Here is a 16,441-nt window from a genome sequence, read left to right on the forward strand (position 1 = left end):
ACGCCCTCGTTCCGGGCTACCGGCCGCTACGGGTCCGGTTGCTCCCGGTCGGGGTTCTCGACGACCTCGATCTCCACGTCCTCGCCGCGGAGCCCGAGCCGGGCGAACTGCGTGCGGACGTGCTCTTTCGCTGCCGCCAGCGCCGCCTCGCGCGTCTCGAACCCGCGGGTCGTCGGCGCCTCGAAGGCGACACGCCGCTCCGTGCCGTCGATCCGCTGGACCTGTCCGCCCGACTCCACCTCGTAGAACTCGTCGCAGATCCAGACGTAGGGGGCGCCCTCGTCGGGCGCGCCCTCGAAGGTCGGCGGCCGCTCGCCGCGCTCGTAGAGCGTCCCCGTCAGCGCCGTCCCGCCCGCGTGGCCGCGTACCAGTAGCATATCCGCGACACTACGGGGTCGAGCGGCAAAAGCGCGCCGTCGACTCGCGCCCCCGTCCGGGCGGCGCCCCGCTCACAGCGCCAGGTCGACGACGACCGGCAGGTGGTCGGAGGGATACCAGCCGTCGCCGACCACGTCGGCGGCGACGCCGAACCCGTCGACCGCCGCGCCGGCGACGAAGACGTGGTCGATCGCCCGGTCGGGCAGCAGCGTCTCGAAGTCGGTCCGCGTGGTGTCGGGGCCGTGGGGCGGATGCGGGCTCGCCTCGCGGGCGTCGACCAGCGCCGGCTCGTTCGCCCCGTCCTCGCGGCCCTCGCCGCTGTCCCCGCCGTTGCCATCGGCGAGTACCCGGTACGGGTCGTCGCCGGCCACGCAGTTGAAGTCGCCCCCGACGACGGCCGGCTCGTCGCCCGCGCGCAACTCGCCGACGCGCTCGCGGAGCACCCGCGCGCCCTCCGCGCGGGCGCGCTCGCCCTCGTGGTCGAGGTGCGTGTTGCAGTACAGCAGCGTGTCGCCGCGGTCGCGGTCGCGCAGGCGAGCCCACGTCGCGATCCGCGGGTAGGCTGCGTCCCAGCCGACGCTGCCCGGCTCGTCGGGCGTCGGCGAGAGCCAGAACGTCCCCGCGTCGAGCCGTTCGAAGCGCTCGGGGCGGTAGCCGACGGGGCAGAACTCCCCTTCGCCCTCGCCGGCCTCCCGGGAGTCGCCGACCCACTCGAAGCCGGGCAGGGCCTCCCGGAGGTCCGAGTACTGGTGACCGAGCGGTTCCTGGAGCCCGACGGCGTCGGGGCGGTGGAAGCGGACCGTGCCCGCGACGGCGTCGCGTCGGCCCGCCCAGTCGAACTGCCCGTCGTCCGCCACGTCGCGGCGGACGTTGTACGTGAGCACCCGGACCGCGTCGCCGTGCATACCCGCCTCTCGGGCGCCGGGGGTCTTGAGGGTACCGCGGTCGGCAGGAGCGGACGGGACGGTGCTCGTGCGAGGTGCGTAGGTGTATCCGGTGGGGTCTGTGGCAGAAGAGACGGGAACGACAGCGACCGCACTCGACGGTGGACGCTGAACGCCCGCGGCCCGCTCGCTCTGAAGTGGCTCGGCCGCGATCGACACCAAGTGGTGAAAGCCCTCGCCGCGCTCGCTAGCTGACGTGTCTATCGTACTCGACAGTAAGCGTTGAAAGCCCTCGCCGCGCTCGCGGTCGCTGAGCGGGATATCCTCGCGGCCTGCGGCCGCTTCGGATAGTGGCCCGCTCAGACGACTGAACAAGCGCGAGCGCGCCTCGCCCGTTCAGTCCACCGGGAGAGCACGCTCTCCCGAGCCCGCGCTCACACGTTCGCGCGGACACCAGGGACAGCAACGGCACAACACCGCACCGCGACCGCACCGCACAGCACCGCAGACAGCCACGAGCCTCCCCAGCCGATTGCGCTTCTCGGCCTACGGCCTGCGATAGCTCATCCACTGTCAGAGCAAGCTCTGACAAGCCTACGTTCACACGTTCACGAAGACCTCGCGCGATTACTGTCGCGAGACGAGACTCGCGACAGCGCGCGCCAACCGCACCGCGAGCGCGACAGCTACCGCCTAGCACACCGGCTTCGGGTCGACGCCCATCGCTTCGAGCGCGGTCGCGTACGCCTCGTAGGCCGCCGCGACCACGTCCTCGGCAGCCCGCTGGGCGCGCTCCCAGTCGGCGTCGGTCTCGCAGACGGCGTCGAGCAGGTCGACGCCCTCGTCGAGTCGGGCCTGTGTCTCGCTTCGCAGGTCCCGGGCCAGGTCCGCCCGCTGCTCGTCGGCCTCGTTGACGAAGAAGCTGACCACCTGCAGCAGCGTCCGGTCGGCGACCAGCGGGCGGCCGACGAACGCGGCGGCCAGTCGCTCGACGGTCCCGTCGACCTCGGCGAGCGCGTCCTCCAGCGGGGCGTCAGTCCCGTCGATGGTCGCCGCGGCGTCGGCGTCGTCGTCGGGCAGGGCCGCCAGCGAGTCGACGACGCGGTCGAACCGGTCGCACTCGGCCTCTGCGGCCGTCTCGAAGGCCGACGCCGCGTCGCCCGTCGCCTCGTCGGCCCACCGCGAGAAGGTGTCCCGGCCGCTGGCGGCCGACTCGGCGACCGACCGCAGGACCGGCGCCCCCTCCAGGTCGGCGCCGGTCGCGGCGATCAGGTACTTGTCAGACCCCAGCCGGTCGAGCTCCGTCGCCTTCGCCTCGCGGACCGCGTCGACGAGTGCCTGGCCGTTCATATCCCGCCCGTTGGGGCGGGGGACGGGTATATTTACGGTCGGCGTGGCGACGGCCGCCCGGCGGGACCGCCCGTCGAATTTTAAGTGTGCGCCGCGTGTTTCGCCGACAAAGGTGCCCGGACCGGTCGAGACGCTGGTCGAGGCGCTGGCGGCCCAGCGGCTGCTGGTGCAGGCGCTGGTCGGCGGGCTGGTCATCGCCGGGCTCAACCTCCTGGGTGCGTCGCTCGTCTTCGTCTGGCGCGACCCCTCCGAGCGGGCGCTGGACGGCGCGCTGGGGTTCGCCGCCGGCGTCATGCTCGCGGCGAGTTTCACCAGCCTGATCCTCCCCGGGATCGAGGCGACGCCCGGCGGGAGTCCGCTACCAGTGCTCGGCGGCGTCCTCCTGGGCGCGCTGGCGCTGGACCGGGCGGACGTGCTCGTCCCCCACGCCCACTACCTGCTGACGGGGAAACGGCGCGACGACGCGGCCGACTCGGGCGAGAGCATCGCCGTCGACGAGGAACGGTTCGCCCCCGTCGTCCTGTTCATCCTCGCGATCACGCTACACAACATGCCGGAGGGGCTCGCCGTCGGGGTCGGGTTCGGCTCGGCGGCGGCGGGCGACGCGTCGGTCGGGAGCGCCGTCGCGCTCATGCTCGCTATCGGGATCCAGAACATCCCGGAGGGGCTGGCCGTCTCGGTCGCCGCGGTCAACGCCGGCCTCGACCGCCGCTTCTACGCGGTGCTCACCGGGGTCCGGTCCGGGCTCGTCGAGATCCCGCTCGTGCTGTTCGGGGCCCTGGCGGTCACGCTGGCCGCGCCGATCCTGCCCTACGCCATGGGGTTCGCCGCCGGCGCGATGCTGTTCGTCATCAGCGACGAGATCGTTCCCGAGACCCACCTCCGCGGCAACGAGCGCGTCGCGACGCTCGGGACGATGGTCGGCGTCGTCGTCATGCTGTATCTCGACGTGTCGCTGGGGTAGCTCACCCGGCCGGGCGACGCGTCCGCGACTCAGCTGTATTCGAGCGCGACGACGCGGCCGTCGCCGTAGCGGACCAGCAGTTCGTCGCCGGGCGCGGCGGTGAGGTTCGCTGGCGTCACCCCGGTCCAGACGGGTACGTCCCGCTCGTAGACCGCGCGCTCGGCGCCTGTCGCCGGGTCGAGGACCGCGACGGTCCCGCCGTTGGTCACGGCGACGAGTTCCCGCGAGCCGTCGCCGTCGTGGCGGCTCACCGGGTCGCGACCCGCCGGTACGGCGACGGCGGGGCGGCCCGCCGCGGTCACGCCCCGTTCGTCCTCGTCATGGTCGGGTACACGGTGCTGTCGCTGTGGATCGTCTCCCGGCCGCTGGCGGGATAGCCGTCCGGAAGCGACCGACTTAGGTGCGCGCGGCGACTATCGGAGGTGTGACACCGCTGCGCCCGGTCGCCCACGCCGCGTCGTCGCCGGACCCGCTCGTGATCGGGGTCCACCTGCTCGCCGGCGTCGGCTCCGGGCTCCTGCTCGCGCTGGCGGTCGCCGCGCTCGGCCAGCGGGGCTCGCGGTCGTACCTGCTGGTCGTGCTCGCGCTGGCCGCCCTGCTCGCCCGCACGCTCGTCTCCGCGCTCGCGATGTTCGGGCCGCTGGACGCCGGAATGCACCACTTCGCCGAGCACGCCCTCGACGCGACGGTCGCGACCTTCCTGCTCGGCGCCATCTACTACGCGCGCTCGGCCGCCCCGGACGCGCCGGAGGACCCCTCGTGACCGACAGCGATACCCGCTCCCGCGTGGCCGCCCACGTCGCCGACAACCCGGGCGTGTACTTCAGCGAACTCGTCCGCCAGCTCGACCTCGCGCCGGGGCAGGTCCAGTACCACCTGCGGAAGCTCGACGACCGCGTCGTGGCCGCGGACCTGTACGGCCGCACCCACTACTACCCGCCCGACTGCGGCGCCTTCGAGCGGCGCGCGCTGGCGGTCCTCCGCCGCGAGACCGCCGCCGACATCGTGGTCTTCCTCCTCCGGAACGGCCCGACGCCCGCCGCCGAGACGGCCGAGGGCGTCGGGGTCGCCCGGAGCACGCTGGAGTGGCACCTCGACCGGCTGACCGACCTCGACCTCGTCGCCAAGCGCCGCGACGAGCGCGGCCGCGTGACGCTCGTGCTCGAGAAACCAGAGGAGACCGCCGAACTGCTCCGGACGGTCGAGCCGTCGCTGCCCGAGCGGCTCGTCGACCGGTTCACGCGGCTGGTCGACCGGTTGCTCGCCGAGTAGGTCGCCGGCGCGGTCGCCGCGCCGGTCGGACCCGGGAACGTCGGCCCCGACCGCTTTCGACTGGCCGACCAGAACCCCCTTGTCGGACCAGTCGCTAGGAGTCGCCGATGCCACAGAGTCGCCAGCGCGGGGTCTCGCGCCGGGAGTTCGTCAAGGCCGCCGTCGCCATCGGCGGGGCCGCGGCGCTGTCGGCCTGCCTGGGCCGGGAGAGCCCCGACCTCCCGCAGGGGCCCGACGACCTCTCGGGGCTGCCCCGCCGCCAGCACGCCTGGAACGACGCCCTCCGCACCGACGAGCACGGCAACCACGTCCCGCCGAAACACCACCTCCTGCTCTACCTTGACTACGCCGGCGACGGGACGCCCACGGACACCGACCGCGAGACCGTCGAGACCGCGCTCCGGTCGCTCGAACGCGCCTACCCTCGCAGTACCGAGGAGGGCGATATCGGCCTCCTGTTCACGGTCGGCTACGCCCCCGCCTACTTCGACCGCTTCGAGGGGAGCCTCCCGGAGAGCGTCGACCTGCCGGCTCCGGAGCCGCTCGCGCCGTTCGAGAACCCAGTGGCCGACGAACCCGACGCCGTGGTCCACCTCGCCAGCGACTACGGCTCGGCCCTGCTGGCCGCCGAGGAGGGGCTGCTGGGCGAGCGCGACGAGGTGAACGGCTACGGGATGGACGCCACCTTCGACGGCGTCTTCGAGCGCGCCAGCCTCGCCGAGGGCGGCCGTGCGCGCCGGACCGGCTTCATCGGCGAGGGCCTCCCCGCCGAGAACCAGGACGTGGCGGGGATCCCCGATTCGGAGCCGGTCCCCGACGACGCGCCGCTGTACATGGGGTTCAAATCCGGCTTCGAGAAGACCCAGGCGACCGAGGACCGGGTGACCATCGGCGAGGGGCCGTTCGCCGGCGGGACCACCCAGCACGTCTCCTCGATGGACCTCAACCTCACCCAGTGGTACGAGCAGGACAGCCGCGAGCACCGCGAGGCGTCGATGTTCTGCCCGGCCCACGCCGAGAACGACGTGATCGAGGGGACCGGCGAGAACCTCGGCAATTCGAGCGGCGTCGGCGGCTGCGCAGAGACGGTCGAAGAAGACGCCCGCGACGGCGTCGTCGGCCACGCCCAGAAGAACGCCCGCGCCCGCGAGGACGGCCGCCCGGTCATGCTCCGGCGGGACTTCGACTCGACCGACGGCGACCGCGCGGGCCTGCACTTCCTCGCGCTGCAGGAGTCGATATCGGACTTCGTGAAGACTCGCGAGGCGATGAACGGCACCGACGCCGCCGCCGAGGGCGCGGTCGGCCAGCGCGCCAACAACGGCATCCTCCAGTACATCAACGTCCGCCGGCGGGGCAACTACCTCCTCCCGCCCCGCGAGTCGCGGGCGCTCCCGGCGCCGAACCCCGGGGAGTGACGGGCGCGGTCGGACCGGTCGTCGGAAGCGTCCGCCGACTCCCGGAATGGGACCGCCGGCTTTCGAGAGCCCAACCAGAAGCCGCTTTTGGGTACGGCGATTAGGCCCGGGTATGCACAGACGACGCTTTCTCGCCGCGGGCGCCGCCGCGGCGTCGGTGGGGCTCGCGGGGTGTCGGTCGCTCTTCCAGACGCGGTCGGCGCGGTCGCCCCCGCTGGTCGAGGACCGCCCCGACGCCGTCTACGTCCCCAGCCACGCCGAGGGGATGGCGATGGTCGGCGTGGCGTCGGCGGGCGACTTCCGGGTCGCGCTGACCTACAGCTACCCCCACCGCTTCTGGCTCGTCAGCGGCGACAGCACCGAGAAAGTCGAGATCGAGGGGTCGGACTCGCTGCACCTCATGACGACCGTCTGGGACCCCGAGACGATGACCGTCCTGCCCCACGGGTCGGTCACGGCGACGATCACTCGCGACGGCGAGCGGCTCACCAGCGGCAAGTCGCTGTGGCCGATGCTCTCCCAGAACATGGGCGTCCACGCCGGCGACAACCTCGAACTCGACGGCGACGGTACCTACGAGGTCGAGGTGACGGTCCCGCCGCTCCCCACCCGTCGGGCCGGCCCGCTCGCCGGTCGCTTCGGCGAGCTGGGCACCGCCTCGTTCACGCTGGAGTTCTCGCAGTCCGCGCTGGAGGAGATCTCCTACGAGCGGCTCCCCGACCGGCAAGGGGAACGGGACGCGCTCGACCCGATGTCGATGGATATGATGCCCGTCTCGTCGACGCCCGCGCCCGGTGACCTCCCGGGGACCGTCGTCGGCGAGGGGGCCAGTGGTGACGCCCGGTTCGTCGTCTCGCGGCTGGCGTCGCCGCCCGAGGGGGTCTCCGCGGGGGACTCGACGGCGACACCGGGCGGCGACGCCGACGGCGACCGTCCGTATCTCGCCGTCTCGATGCGGACGCCGTACAACGGCTACCCGGTCCCGCAGGCGTCGCTGTCGGCGACGGTCTCCGGCGGCGGGACGACCCGCTACGACGGCTCGCTCACCCCGACAGTCCACCCCGACCTGGGGTACCACTACGGCGCCGTCGCCGACGTGCAGTCGGGCGACGACCTGACGATCGCGGTCGACGGGGTCCCGCAGATCGCCCGCCACGAGGGCTACGAGACGGCGTTCATGGCCTTCGACGAGCTGTCGATGACCGTGGGAGAGTAGGCCCGGGGAGCGGCAACGGGTCGATACTCGGCCATTCGCGGGCGGGTCGCCTACTCCCGTCCGGGCAGCGAGATACCGCGCGCCGCGAGCAGGTGGTCGACGCCGCCGACGAGGACGAACACGACGCCGAGCGCCGTCGCGGCGAGGTGGAGTTCGCCGAACCAGATGGGGACCCAGGCGAAGGTGCCCTGCATGCCCGCGACCGCCTCGGAGAGCAGCGGGATGTCGTCGTCGGGCGCGGTCAGCGCGCCGGAGCCGTTCGCGGCGGTCATCCGCGGCAGGGGCGTCTTCGTCTGCGTCGCGTCCGCGGGCGTCGCGGTCCCGTTCGCGTCGGTCGCCGTCGACGCGCCGTCGTAGCTGCCGGCGTACTCGCCGTAGGGGAGCCGGTCGGCCTCGTAGACGATGCCGGGGCCCGTCCGCGCGGCGGCGCCGACGGAGACGTTCCAGACCGCCTCGCCCTGCGGGTTGACCTCGACGACGCGCCGGTTGCGCGAGTCGGCGATCAGGGTGTTGCCGTTGGGCAGCCGGTCCGCGTCCCGGGGCCACGTGAGCTCGATGCCACCCGCGCGGTCGACCGCCCAGACGGGCTCCCAGTCGCCGTCGTCGGTCCGGTGGAGCTCGACCACGCGGTCGTTCTCGCTGTCGGCGACCAGCACCGCGCCGTCGCCGAGCCACTGCGGGTTGTGCTGCTCTTTGATCACGCTCGGGTCGCCACAGCGCACGTCCCCGTCGCCGTCGGCGTCGTAGAGCCGGCCGTCCGTGAGACAGTTGGCGTCGCTCGACCCGTCGTCCTCGTTGATGACCTCGACGACGCCCTCGCCGCGCTCGACGATCAGGATCTGGTTGGCGTTGCGCACCGAGACGAGGAAGCGGCCGTCGCCGATGGTGTCCACGTCGTTGATGTGCAGCCAGTCGCGGCTCGTCGGGTCCTCGGGCGCCTCGTAGAGTTCGCTGGCGCGCCACTCCCAGACCTCGGTGTCGTTCTCGACCACGACGACCCGTTCGGCGTCCATGTCGACGTAGACGATGCCGTCGTCGGTGGCGTCGGCGGCGTGGACCTCGCTGTTGGTGATCGACCCGACGGGGAAGCTGTACTCCGAGCGGATGTCCCCGCTGCCGGGTTCGAGGATCCGGTAGCCCGTCCGGGCGCAGGGCGGGGAGAGCTCGCCGCAGTCCTCGGAGCTCTCGTTGGCGAAGGCGGCGAGGACGCGCCCGTCGTCGAGCCTGCTCACCTCGAAGTAGCCGTCGGCTTTGGTGTTGCGCCAGACCACCTCCCGGCCGTCGAAGGCGATGACGCTGCCGTGAGTCACCCACCCGCCCTGGTTGCCCACGAGCGTCTGGGGCTCGTCGGCGGCGGGCGTCTCCGAGGGGGTGGCCGTCCCGCCGGGGTCGGACGGCGCGTCGGTGCCGTTCGGGAAGGCCGTCGGGGTCGTCGACTCGTCGACGCCGCCGGTCGACCCGGAGGGGGCGGTCGCGGCGCCGACGACCATCGTCGCGAGGAAGAGGCCGACGCCGAGCAGGGCCAGGGCGCTGCCGCGCGATACGTCCATCGTGGCACGTTCCTCCGCCGCGTTCGCGAATAAGCCTTCGGGTCCGTGACGGGTCGACGTGGCACGGTCCCGCCGCGGCCCGCCGTGCTCCGGCCGGTTTCGCCCCGCTCACTCCTCGCGCTCGTAGGGCCAGTTGGGGTCCCGGGGCTCGTCGGCCGTTGGCTCGCGCGTACTGGGCGCGGCGCCCTCGACGCAGGCGCCGAATTCGCGGACGTTGGAGCGGGCCTCGGCGAGGCTGACGTGGTTGGTGTCGCTGACGAACTCGGGGTCGGAAAACTGGATGGGGTCGTCGAGCCAGTCGCAGACCGGACAGCGCTCGTAGGAACCCGGTCGTCCGGGCGAGAGCGTCCGGTAGCCACAGCAGGGGCAGTAGCCCTTCTCCCGCGCCGCGGGGTTGCCGGGCGGGTCGGCCATGGCCGGGCTTGGGACCGTCCGGAGAAATGCGTGGCGACGGCCCTCTCCCTCTCCGGGGGTGGGCTCGGGCGGGAGCCCTCGCACCCTATCCGGTCGGGCGGGGCTCTCCTACCCTGTCGGGTCGGGCGGGGCCCTCGTTCCTATCGGGTCGGGTCGGATCCCTTCAGCAGGCCATCCCGTTCGAGTTCGGCGGCGACGGACTCGGAGAGGAACTGCGCCGAGGCGGGGTCGTCGTAGCTGAGATACCCGTCGCAGGTGTGGTAGGCGCCGCTGCGGCCGTCGTACTCGCCGGGACAGCGGCTGGCCTCGTCGAGGCGGCCGGCGACGTTGTGCAGCAGTTCGTGGACGGCGATGAACGTCCGGTAGCTGGTCCCGTCGAACTCCGTGTGGTACCGCGTGGCGACGGCGGCGAACGTGCCCGGCGCGGGGGCGCGGCCGGCCCACTCGGCGTCGACCTCGACGACGGTGACGAGGTGGTAGACGCCGCTGCGGTTGCCCATGAACGACTCGCTGTCGTAGTGGCGCTTGAGCGCCGCGTAGTCGCGGTCGTCGTCGACAGTGATGGAACGGTCGAGCGACCCCTGGTCGACGTGGACGGCGACCCCCGACTCGCCGTCGGGGTTCGAGACGGGCATCTCGGCCCACGCCTCGCGGAGGTCGGCGAGTTCGCCCGCGTCGAACGCCTCGGCGTTCTCGCTGACGTTGATCTGGACGTAGAGGTCCTTGTGCAGCGGGTCGGCGCCGGGCAGGCGGGCGCCGCCGTCGGTGACGCCCGCGACCTCCGCCCCGTCGGCGAGGCCGTCGCCGTCCGTGTCGGCGAGCGTGAGGTTCGTCCCGACCTCGACTTCCCGGCCGTCGACCAGGCCGTCGCCGTCCGTGTCCGCGACCAGCGGGTCGCCGCCGAGTTCGACCTCTCGGCCGTCCGCCAGGCCGTCGCCGTCCGTGTCGGGGTCCGTGGCGTTCGTCCCGCGGTCGAGTTCGGTCCCGTCGGCGAGGCCGTCGCCGTCCGTGTCCGGGTTCGTGGCGTTCGTCCCGAGTTCGACCTCCCGGCCGTCGGCGAGGCCGTCGCCGTCCGTGTCGGGGTCCGTGGCGTTCGTCCCGAGTTCGACCTCCCGGCCGTCGGCGAGGCCGTCGTCGTCGGTGTCGGGGTCCGTGGCGTTCGTCCCGCGGTCGCGCTCGCGGCCGTCTTCGAGCCCGTCCCTGTCGGTGTCGGCGACCAGCGGGTCGGTCGCCCCCGCGACCTCCGCGCCGTCTTCGAGGCCGTCGCCGTCCGTGTCCGCGAGGGTGGCGTTCGTTCCGAGGTCGCGCTCGCGGTCGTCAGTGAGTCCATCGTCGTCCGTGTCCGCGCGGGTCGGATCCGTCCCGAGTTCGACCTCCTGGCCGTCTTCGAGGCCGTCGCCGTCGGAATCTGCCAGGGTCGCGTTCGCGCCCAGTTCGGCCTCCCGACCGTCCGCCAGCCCGTCGTCGTCGGTATCGGCGACCGTCGGGTCGGTGCCGAGGTCGAGTTCCGCGCCGTCCGCGAGTCCGTCGTCGTCGGTGTCCGCGGTCAGTGGGTCGGTTCCGAGGTCGAGTTCCGCCCCGTCGGCGAGGCCGTCGCCGTCCGAGTCGGCGACCGTCGGGTCGGTTCCGAGGTCGACCTCCCGGCCGTCCGCGAGTCCGTCGTCGTCGGTGTCCACGAGGGTGGCGTTCGTCCCGAGGTCGCGCTCGCGGCCGTCGGTGAGGCCGTCACCGTCGGTATCGCTCGGGGGCGTCGCCGTGGCCGGGCCGCTGGAGGGGGCGCCGACCGTGTCGTTCGTCGCGCTGTCGCCGACCGGCAGGCTGCCGGTGAGTGCCAGTGTCGCCGCCGCGCCGACGAGGAGGAGGGCTGCGAGGGCGACCGGGAACCGACGCATCGTCCGAAGGTTCGGATCCGCGGGCAAATACCTGTCGGCGGCTCGGTGCGGTGGTCGATCCGGCGGTTCGGTCCGCGGAAACCCTTCAGCAGACCCGGCTCAGCCGACAGCGAGCGCTGAACGCCCTCGGCGCGAGCGCGCCTCGCCCTTTCAGTCCGCCAGGACAGCACAGCACCGCGACCCCACAGCACAGCAGGGGACCTCACACCTCCCCAACCTCTTGCGCTGTCTGCGGGCGACCCGAGCGTCGCCCGCATGGCCCGAGGGACCTCCGGTCCCTCGCTGCTCGCAGGCTGCGGTGCTCATCCACCGTCAGAGACAAGCTCTGACGAGCCTTCTCTCACGAGTTCGAGAAGACCTCGCGCAGTTCCGTCGCGCGCACGAAAGCGCGCGACAGCGCGCGCCAGTGGCGGGAGTCCCACTCGTCTCAGGGCGCGGTGTCCTCGGTGGTCGCGGGCGCGTCGTCGGGTTCGTCCGCGACTGTTCCGCCCTCCCCGAGCCGGGAGACGAGCACGCCGCGGAGGGGGTGAGGGCTGTGCTCGCGGACGACCACAAGCAGGTTCGCGGCGAACAGGGCGAAGCCCGCGGTCGCGAGGGCGCCCGAGCCCGCCGTGACGGTCGCGGGGAGGTCGAGCACGGTGGCCGCGAGGAGGCCGACAGTCCCGAGGGTGACGCAGGCGAAGTCGGCGGCGGCGAGGCGGTCGTCGTAGAGGTCGTCGATCATCGGGACCTGTTCGTACCCCAGCAGGTCGCTGTAGCGGTGGACCCAGACGATGAACGGGACGACGTGGTAGAGGGTCCCGAGAACGACGAAGCCGACGACGCCGAAGACGAGCAGGTGGACCGGCCCGCCGCCGAACAGCGCCGAGGGAGCCAGCGGGTCGGCGAGCCACGCGCGCCCGGCGAGGACGGCCCACGCGGCCATCGCGACGGCGGCGACGGCGTAGCGCGTGAGCATCGGCGTCCGCTCGACGGAGGTCTCGACGAGCTTGCGCCCGAGGACGACGGCGAACCCGCCGAGCGCGGCGGCGACGAGCAGGCCGCCGACGCGGGCCAGCGGCGCCGACCCGAGCAGCCGCCCGGTCGCAAGCGCGAGCACGCCGACCGGGTAGCCTACTTCCTCGAAGCGCCGGAGGTGAGTGTCGACGCCGTGGAGCTCGGTCTGGGTGAACATCGTGGCGAGCTGGTAGAGCGCGCCCAGCACCGTCGTGAGGACGGCGCCGAAGACCGCGAGTGTCGCGTGGGCGGCGGCCAGCCGGACGCGGCTGACGGGCGAGTCGGCGAGAAAGAGGACCGAGTAGTCCATCGCGAGGGCGAACCCCATCGCGGGGACGACGGCGAAGAAGGCGAGTGCGAGCGCGAAGTGGCGCTCGGTCACGTCCCAGGGGCGGGCGCCGAGCAGGGTCCGACCGACGTTGTAGACGAACGTCCAGAACCCCAGCAGGGCGAGGCCGCCGAAGGCGTGGACCCAGCCGAGCGCGCCGGTCGAGAACGAGGCGGCCATCCCGGCGACGCCGGCGGCGACGAGCCACAGCTGGGCGGTCGCCAGCCGTCGCGAGTGCAGCGCGACGTTCGACCACACGGGGACGAACTGCACCATCGCGCCCATGATCGTCACGCAGACCCACCCCGCCAGCAGGAGGTGGACGTGTGCCAGGCCGGACAGTCCCGACAGCGTCCCCACCGCGTCGAGGACGCCGACGGCGCCGCCGGCGACGAGCAGCGCCAGCCCCACGAGGAAGTGCCGGAGCGGGACCGTCATCGGGGGCTGGCGGTCGGTGTCGACCTCGCCCGGGATCGCGCTCATGCCCGAGCGTACGGCCCCCGAACTCGTCGGCTTGTGGCCGAACGTGTTCGCCTGCGGCCGGCGGCGGAGATCTGGGCATCACCGGACCGGACATATAAATCGGCTGACGCCCACTGTCCGGTATGGGAGACCGCCGCCCCAACTACGCGCTCGTCCCGTTCCAGCAACACCTCGGCCAGAACGAGGAGAGCCTCGCCGTCCCGTGGGCCGAGTTCGTCGGCGACGAGACCGACGAGCTGACCTTCGAGGTGCCGACCGACGACGCGACCGAGGCCTACCTCGAACTCCAGGCCTACGACGTCGAGGAGTACGGCCACGAGATCCGGGTCAACGGCGTCGCCCTCTCCGGGTTCGACATCCCGCCCGCCGACGGCTGGCAGCAGTGGATGGACACGCTCACCGGCATCGACCTCGTCGAGGGCGAGAACACCATCAGGGTCGAGCGCGACACCGACACGACCGACGCGTTCGTCGTCGGCGTCGTCGTCGTCCACTGGAAGGAACCGGTCGACTGATCCGCCGCGCCGGCCCGACACGCGCCCCGCCGGCCACTCGTCTTTCGCTGCCGACATATAAACCCCATCACTTCCCGTCGGAAGACGTTGGTACGGTGTAACACACGCAAACCGGGTAGCGGACTCGATATGCCGGGAATCCGGAGATACAGCCGGGCTCTCGCGGCGTCGACGAACGGCCTCGAACACCCAAATTTATATAGAAGCACATTCATACTCCCGGATGAACATGAGTCAGCAGCGAATGCAGGGTCAGCCCATGATTATTCTGGGCGAGGACTCCCAGCGCATGAAGGACAAGGACGCGCAGAGCCACAACATCTCGGCGGCGCGGGCGGTCGCCGAGTCGGTCCGGTCGACACTCGGGCCGAAGGGGATGGACAAGATGCTCGTCGACTCGCTCGGCGACGTAACCGTCACGAACGACGGTGTGACCATCCTCACCGAGATGGACATCGACAACCCGACCGCGGAGATGATCGTCGAGGTCGCCGAGGCCCAGGAGGACGAGGCCGGCGACGGCACGACGACGGCAGTTGCCATCGCGGGCGAACTCCTGAAGAACGCCGAGGACCTGCTCGAGCAGGACATCCACCCCACCTCGATCATCCGCGGGTTCAACATGGCCAGCAGCAAGGCCAAAGAGGAGATCGGCGAGATCGCCACCGAGGTCGACCCGAGCGACGAGGAGATCCTCAAGTCGGTCGCCGAGACCTCCATGACCGGCAAGGGCGCCGAGCTCAACAAGGACGTGCTCGTCGACCTGGTCGTCGAGGCCATCCAGGCGGTCACCGTCGAGGCCGACGACGGCAGCCACGTCCCGGACCTGCAGTTCCTCAACATCCAGACCCAGACGGGCCGCGCGGTCTCCGAGTCGGACCTGCTCGAGGGCGGCATCATCGACAAGGACGCCGTCCACAGCGACATGCCCGAGACCGTCGAGGACGCCAACGTCCTCCTGCTCGACACGCCCATCGAGGTCGAGGAGACCGAGACGGACGCCCAGCTCAACCTCGATAGCCCCGACCAGCTCCAGGACTTCATCGAGCAGGAGGAGGAGCGGCTCCAGGAGATGGTCGAGACCATCAAGGACGCCGGCGCCAACGTCGTCTTCTGCCAGAAGGGCATCGACGACATGGCCCAGCACTACCTCGCCAAGGAGGGCATCCTGGCGGTCCGCCGCGTCAAGAAGTCCGACATCGAGTTCGTCTCCGAGGTGCTCGAATCGCGCATCGTCTCGGACATCGACTCCGTCACCGCCGACGACATCACCGAGGGCAAGGTCACCCGCGACGAGGACGACGAGCTGTTCTACGTCGAGGGCAGCGGCCACGGTGCGACGCTGCTGCTGCGCGGCTCGACCGACCACGTCGTCGACGAGCTCGAGCGGGGCGTCAACGACGCGCTCGACGTCGTCGCCTCCACCGTCGCCGACGGGCGCGTCCTCGCGGGCGGCGGCGCCACCGAGGTCGAACTCGCCGGCCGCGTCCGCGACTACGCCGACTCCGTCGAGGGCCGCGAGCAGCTGGCCGTCGAGGCCTTTGCCGACTCGCTGGAGCTCGTCCCGCGCGTGCTCGCCGAGAACGCCGGCCTCGACTCCATCGACACGCTGGTCGACCTGCGCGCCGCCCACGAGGACGGCGACGAACACGCCGGCCTCGACGTCCACGAGGGCGAGGTCGTCGATACCTTCGAGACCGGCGTCGTCGAACCCGCCCACGCCAAGGAGCAGGCCGTCTCCTCGGCCTCCGAGGCTGCGAACCTCGTCATGAAGATCGACGACATCATCGCCGCCGGCGACCTCTCGACCGAGGGCGACGAGGACGAGGGCGGCCCCGGCGGCCCCGGCGGCGGCATGGGCGGCATGGGCGGCGGCATGGGCGGCATGATGTAAGCCCACTTTTTCGAGCGGAGAGTTCCTTGCGCGCCGGAGGCGCGCTGTGGGAATCCTCCGCTCGAAAAACTTGGGGAAAAAAGCTGGACGCGTCGGTCGCTTCGCTCCCTCGCGTCCGGTGTCTGCGGGAGTGAGCACCGCGAACGACCGCAGGCTCGTCAGAGCTTTGCTCTGACGGCGAACCGGCGCTTCGGCGCCGGATGCTTACCCGTCGACCGCCGTACCGCTCGCTGATCGTCCTTCCCGTTCTCGGGCCGCGTTACGCCGTCGGCGCCGGTTCCTCGGACTCCTCGCCGACGCGCTCGACCTTCGTGCCGCCGCAGTTGCGACACGAGGGGATCGTCATGTCGTCGTCGGTGTAGTACTCCTCGCCGCAGCTCTGACAGCGGTGGCTCGGGATGTGCTGCTGTTCGCGGTCGCCGGTGACGACCACGGGCCGCTCGGCGTCGAGCGTGACCTCCTGGCTGACGCTGCCGAACAGGACCGACCCGAGCGGCGACCGCTTGCGCCCGCCGAGCAGGATCATGTCCGCGTCCGCCTCGTCCGCGGCCGCCAGGATACCCGAGGCCGGGTCGCCGTACCGGGTCATCGGTTCCACGTCGAGGCCGGCCTCCTCAAGGCGCTCGTAGGCGTGCTCGCCCGCCCTGAGCTGGAGCGGTGACGCCTCCTCGGCCCGGTCGGCCTCCCGGAACACGTGCAACAGCTTCACCTCGACGTCCTCGGTCGCGCTGGGCAACCCGATCGCCGTCTCTACCTGTGCCGTCGCCCGCGACTCCGCCATGTCGACCGGCAGCAGGACTGTGTACATGGGTATGTCACCCGTGTTAACGTACACCAAGTAGCGGGAAAACTGTTCCCCCTGCAGCGGGATCGGGATCCGTTGGGCC

The 16,441-nt window shown here is 71.9% G+C and carries 17 protein-coding genes; 8 read left to right on the forward strand and 9 right to left on the reverse strand.

Going from position 1 to position 16,441, the window contains the following annotated elements:
• Positions 1–26: 26 nt before the first annotated feature.
• From ACMGFG_RS08770 to ACMGFG_RS08780, 3 genes are all read right to left on the reverse strand, one after another.
• The gene (locus ACMGFG_RS08770; RefSeq protein WP_436929963.1) at positions 27–377 is read right to left on the reverse strand and encodes a DUF7113 family protein; all 351 of its coding nucleotides are present in this window, start codon (positions 375–377) and stop codon (positions 27–29) included.
• 72 nt (positions 378–449) lie between these two features.
• The gene (locus ACMGFG_RS08775; protein WP_436929964.1) at positions 450–1,283 is read right to left on the reverse strand and encodes an endonuclease/exonuclease/phosphatase family protein; all 834 of its coding nucleotides are present in this window, start codon (positions 1,281–1,283) and stop codon (positions 450–452) included.
• Between the two features lie 672 nt (positions 1,284–1,955).
• Complete coding sequence (locus tag ACMGFG_RS08780; RefSeq protein ID WP_436929965.1) at positions 1,956–2,612, reverse strand: rubrerythrin family protein; 657 nt, start codon at positions 2,610–2,612, stop codon at positions 1,956–1,958.
• A gap of 112 nt (positions 2,613–2,724) precedes the next feature.
• Between ACMGFG_RS08780 and ACMGFG_RS08785 the strand changes: the two genes are divergently transcribed.
• Positions 2,725–3,576, forward strand: a complete 852-nt coding sequence (locus ACMGFG_RS08785) for a ZIP family metal transporter (protein WP_436929966.1) — start codon at positions 2,725–2,727, stop codon at positions 3,574–3,576.
• Between the two features lie 29 nt (positions 3,577–3,605).
• Here the strand turns inward: ACMGFG_RS08785 and ACMGFG_RS08790 are convergent, their stop codons facing one another.
• A complete protein-coding gene (locus ACMGFG_RS08790) occupies positions 3,606–3,827 on the reverse strand; it encodes a hypothetical protein (RefSeq protein ID WP_436929967.1) in 222 nt (73 codons plus the stop codon).
• Between ACMGFG_RS08790 and ACMGFG_RS08795 the strand changes: the two genes are divergently transcribed.
• The 5 genes from ACMGFG_RS08795 (at position 3,816) to ACMGFG_RS08815 (ending at position 7,482) form a co-directional block, all read left to right on the forward strand.
• Positions 3,816–3,953: a hypothetical protein gene (locus ACMGFG_RS08795; protein ID WP_436929968.1), complete on the forward strand. Its 138-nt coding sequence runs from the start codon at positions 3,816–3,818 to the stop codon at positions 3,951–3,953. The genes ACMGFG_RS08790 and ACMGFG_RS08795 overlap by 12 nt on opposite strands.
• Positions 3,954–4,000: 47 nt before the next feature.
• Positions 4,001–4,339, forward strand: coding sequence for a DUF7471 family protein (locus ACMGFG_RS08800; protein WP_436929969.1), 339 nt, complete (start codon positions 4,001–4,003; stop codon positions 4,337–4,339).
• Positions 4,336–4,848 (forward strand): winged helix-turn-helix transcriptional regulator, encoded by a 513-nt coding sequence (locus ACMGFG_RS08805; RefSeq protein ID WP_436929970.1) that lies wholly within the window; start codon positions 4,336–4,338, stop codon positions 4,846–4,848. Before ACMGFG_RS08800 ends, ACMGFG_RS08805 begins: the two co-directional genes overlap by 4 nt.
• A gap of 107 nt (positions 4,849–4,955) precedes the next feature.
• Positions 4,956–6,266: a DUF7405 family protein gene (locus ACMGFG_RS08810; RefSeq protein ID WP_436929971.1), complete on the forward strand. Its 1,311-nt coding sequence runs from the start codon at positions 4,956–4,958 to the stop codon at positions 6,264–6,266.
• 112 nt (positions 6,267–6,378) lie between these two features.
• The gene (locus ACMGFG_RS08815; protein WP_436929972.1) at positions 6,379–7,482 is read left to right on the forward strand and encodes a DUF7350 domain-containing protein; all 1,104 of its coding nucleotides are present in this window, start codon (positions 6,379–6,381) and stop codon (positions 7,480–7,482) included.
• 50 nt (positions 7,483–7,532) lie between these two features.
• On the opposite strand, the gene ACMGFG_RS08820 is transcribed toward ACMGFG_RS08815, so the two are convergent.
• From ACMGFG_RS08820 to ACMGFG_RS08835, 4 genes are all read right to left on the reverse strand, one after another.
• The gene (locus ACMGFG_RS08820) at positions 7,533–9,032 is read right to left on the reverse strand and encodes an arylsulfotransferase family protein (protein WP_436929973.1); all 1,500 of its coding nucleotides are present in this window, start codon (positions 9,030–9,032) and stop codon (positions 7,533–7,535) included.
• Positions 9,033–9,140: 108 nt separating this feature from the next.
• A complete protein-coding gene (locus tag ACMGFG_RS08825; protein ID WP_436929974.1) occupies positions 9,141–9,446 on the reverse strand; it encodes a CPCC family cysteine-rich protein in 306 nt (101 codons plus the stop codon).
• Between the two features lie 140 nt (positions 9,447–9,586).
• A complete protein-coding gene (locus ACMGFG_RS08830; RefSeq protein WP_436929975.1) occupies positions 9,587–11,338 on the reverse strand; it encodes a hypothetical protein in 1,752 nt (583 codons plus the stop codon).
• A gap of 427 nt (positions 11,339–11,765) precedes the next feature.
• Positions 11,766–13,145, reverse strand: coding sequence for a hypothetical protein (locus ACMGFG_RS08835; RefSeq protein WP_436929976.1), 1,380 nt, complete (start codon positions 13,143–13,145; stop codon positions 11,766–11,768).
• Positions 13,146–13,267: 122 nt separating this feature from the next.
• Between ACMGFG_RS08835 and ACMGFG_RS08840 the strand changes: the two genes are divergently transcribed.
• Together ACMGFG_RS08840 and thsB are read left to right on the forward strand one after the other, a co-directional pair.
• Positions 13,268–13,660, forward strand: a complete 393-nt coding sequence (locus tag ACMGFG_RS08840; RefSeq protein ID WP_436929977.1) for a DUF7383 domain-containing protein — start codon at positions 13,268–13,270, stop codon at positions 13,658–13,660.
• A gap of 244 nt (positions 13,661–13,904) precedes the next feature.
• Entirely contained in the window at positions 13,905–15,554 is a 1,650-nt protein-coding gene (gene thsB, locus ACMGFG_RS08845) for a thermosome subunit beta (protein ID WP_436930060.1), read from the forward strand.
• 259 nt (positions 15,555–15,813) lie between these two features.
• Here the strand turns inward: thsB and ACMGFG_RS08850 are convergent, their stop codons facing one another.
• A complete protein-coding gene (locus tag ACMGFG_RS08850) occupies positions 15,814–16,362 on the reverse strand; it encodes a universal stress protein (RefSeq protein ID WP_436929978.1) in 549 nt (182 codons plus the stop codon).
• Between the last annotated feature and the right edge of the window lie 79 nt (positions 16,363–16,441).

Origin of the sequence: Halosimplex halobium (assembly GCF_051414055.1) — an archaeon.
Classification (GTDB): domain Archaea; phylum Halobacteriota; class Halobacteria; order Halobacteriales; family Haloarculaceae; genus Halosimplex; species Halosimplex halobium.

What these genes read in the sequence shown, in the direction of transcription:
- ACMGFG_RS08825 (WP_436929974.1), bottom strand. Translation starts at nt 9,446, where the DNA reads ATGGCCGACCCGCCCGGCAACCCCGCGGCGCGGGAGAAGGGCTACTGC.
- ACMGFG_RS08780 (WP_436929965.1), bottom strand. Translation starts at nt 2,612, where the DNA reads ATGAACGGCCAGGCACTCGTCGACGCGGTCCGCGAGGCGAAGGCGACG.
- ACMGFG_RS08810 (WP_436929971.1), top strand. Translation starts at nt 4,956, where the DNA reads ATGCCACAGAGTCGCCAGCGCGGGGTCTCGCGCCGGGAGTTCGTCAAG.
- ACMGFG_RS08835 (WP_436929976.1), bottom strand. Translation starts at nt 13,145, where the DNA reads ATGAGCGCGATCCCGGGCGAGGTCGACACCGACCGCCAGCCCCCGATG.
- ACMGFG_RS08775 (WP_436929964.1), bottom strand. Translation starts at nt 1,283, where the DNA reads ATGCACGGCGACGCGGTCCGGGTGCTCACGTACAACGTCCGCCGCGAC.
- thsB (WP_436930060.1), top strand. Translation starts at nt 13,905, where the DNA reads ATGCAGGGTCAGCCCATGATTATTCTGGGCGAGGACTCCCAGCGCATG.
- ACMGFG_RS08850 (WP_436929978.1), bottom strand. Translation starts at nt 16,362, where the DNA reads ATGTACACAGTCCTGCTGCCGGTCGACATGGCGGAGTCGCGGGCGACG.
- ACMGFG_RS08815 (WP_436929972.1), top strand. Translation starts at nt 6,379, where the DNA reads ATGCACAGACGACGCTTTCTCGCCGCGGGCGCCGCCGCGGCGTCGGTG.
- ACMGFG_RS08770 (WP_436929963.1), bottom strand. Translation starts at nt 377, where the DNA reads ATGCTACTGGTACGCGGCCACGCGGGCGGGACGGCGCTGACGGGGACG.
- ACMGFG_RS08840 (WP_436929977.1), top strand. Translation starts at nt 13,268, where the DNA reads ATGGGAGACCGCCGCCCCAACTACGCGCTCGTCCCGTTCCAGCAACAC.
- ACMGFG_RS08830 (WP_436929975.1), bottom strand. Translation starts at nt 11,338, where the DNA reads ATGCGTCGGTTCCCGGTCGCCCTCGCAGCCCTCCTCCTCGTCGGCGCG.
- ACMGFG_RS08820 (WP_436929973.1), bottom strand. Translation starts at nt 9,032, where the DNA reads ATGGACGTATCGCGCGGCAGCGCCCTGGCCCTGCTCGGCGTCGGCCTC.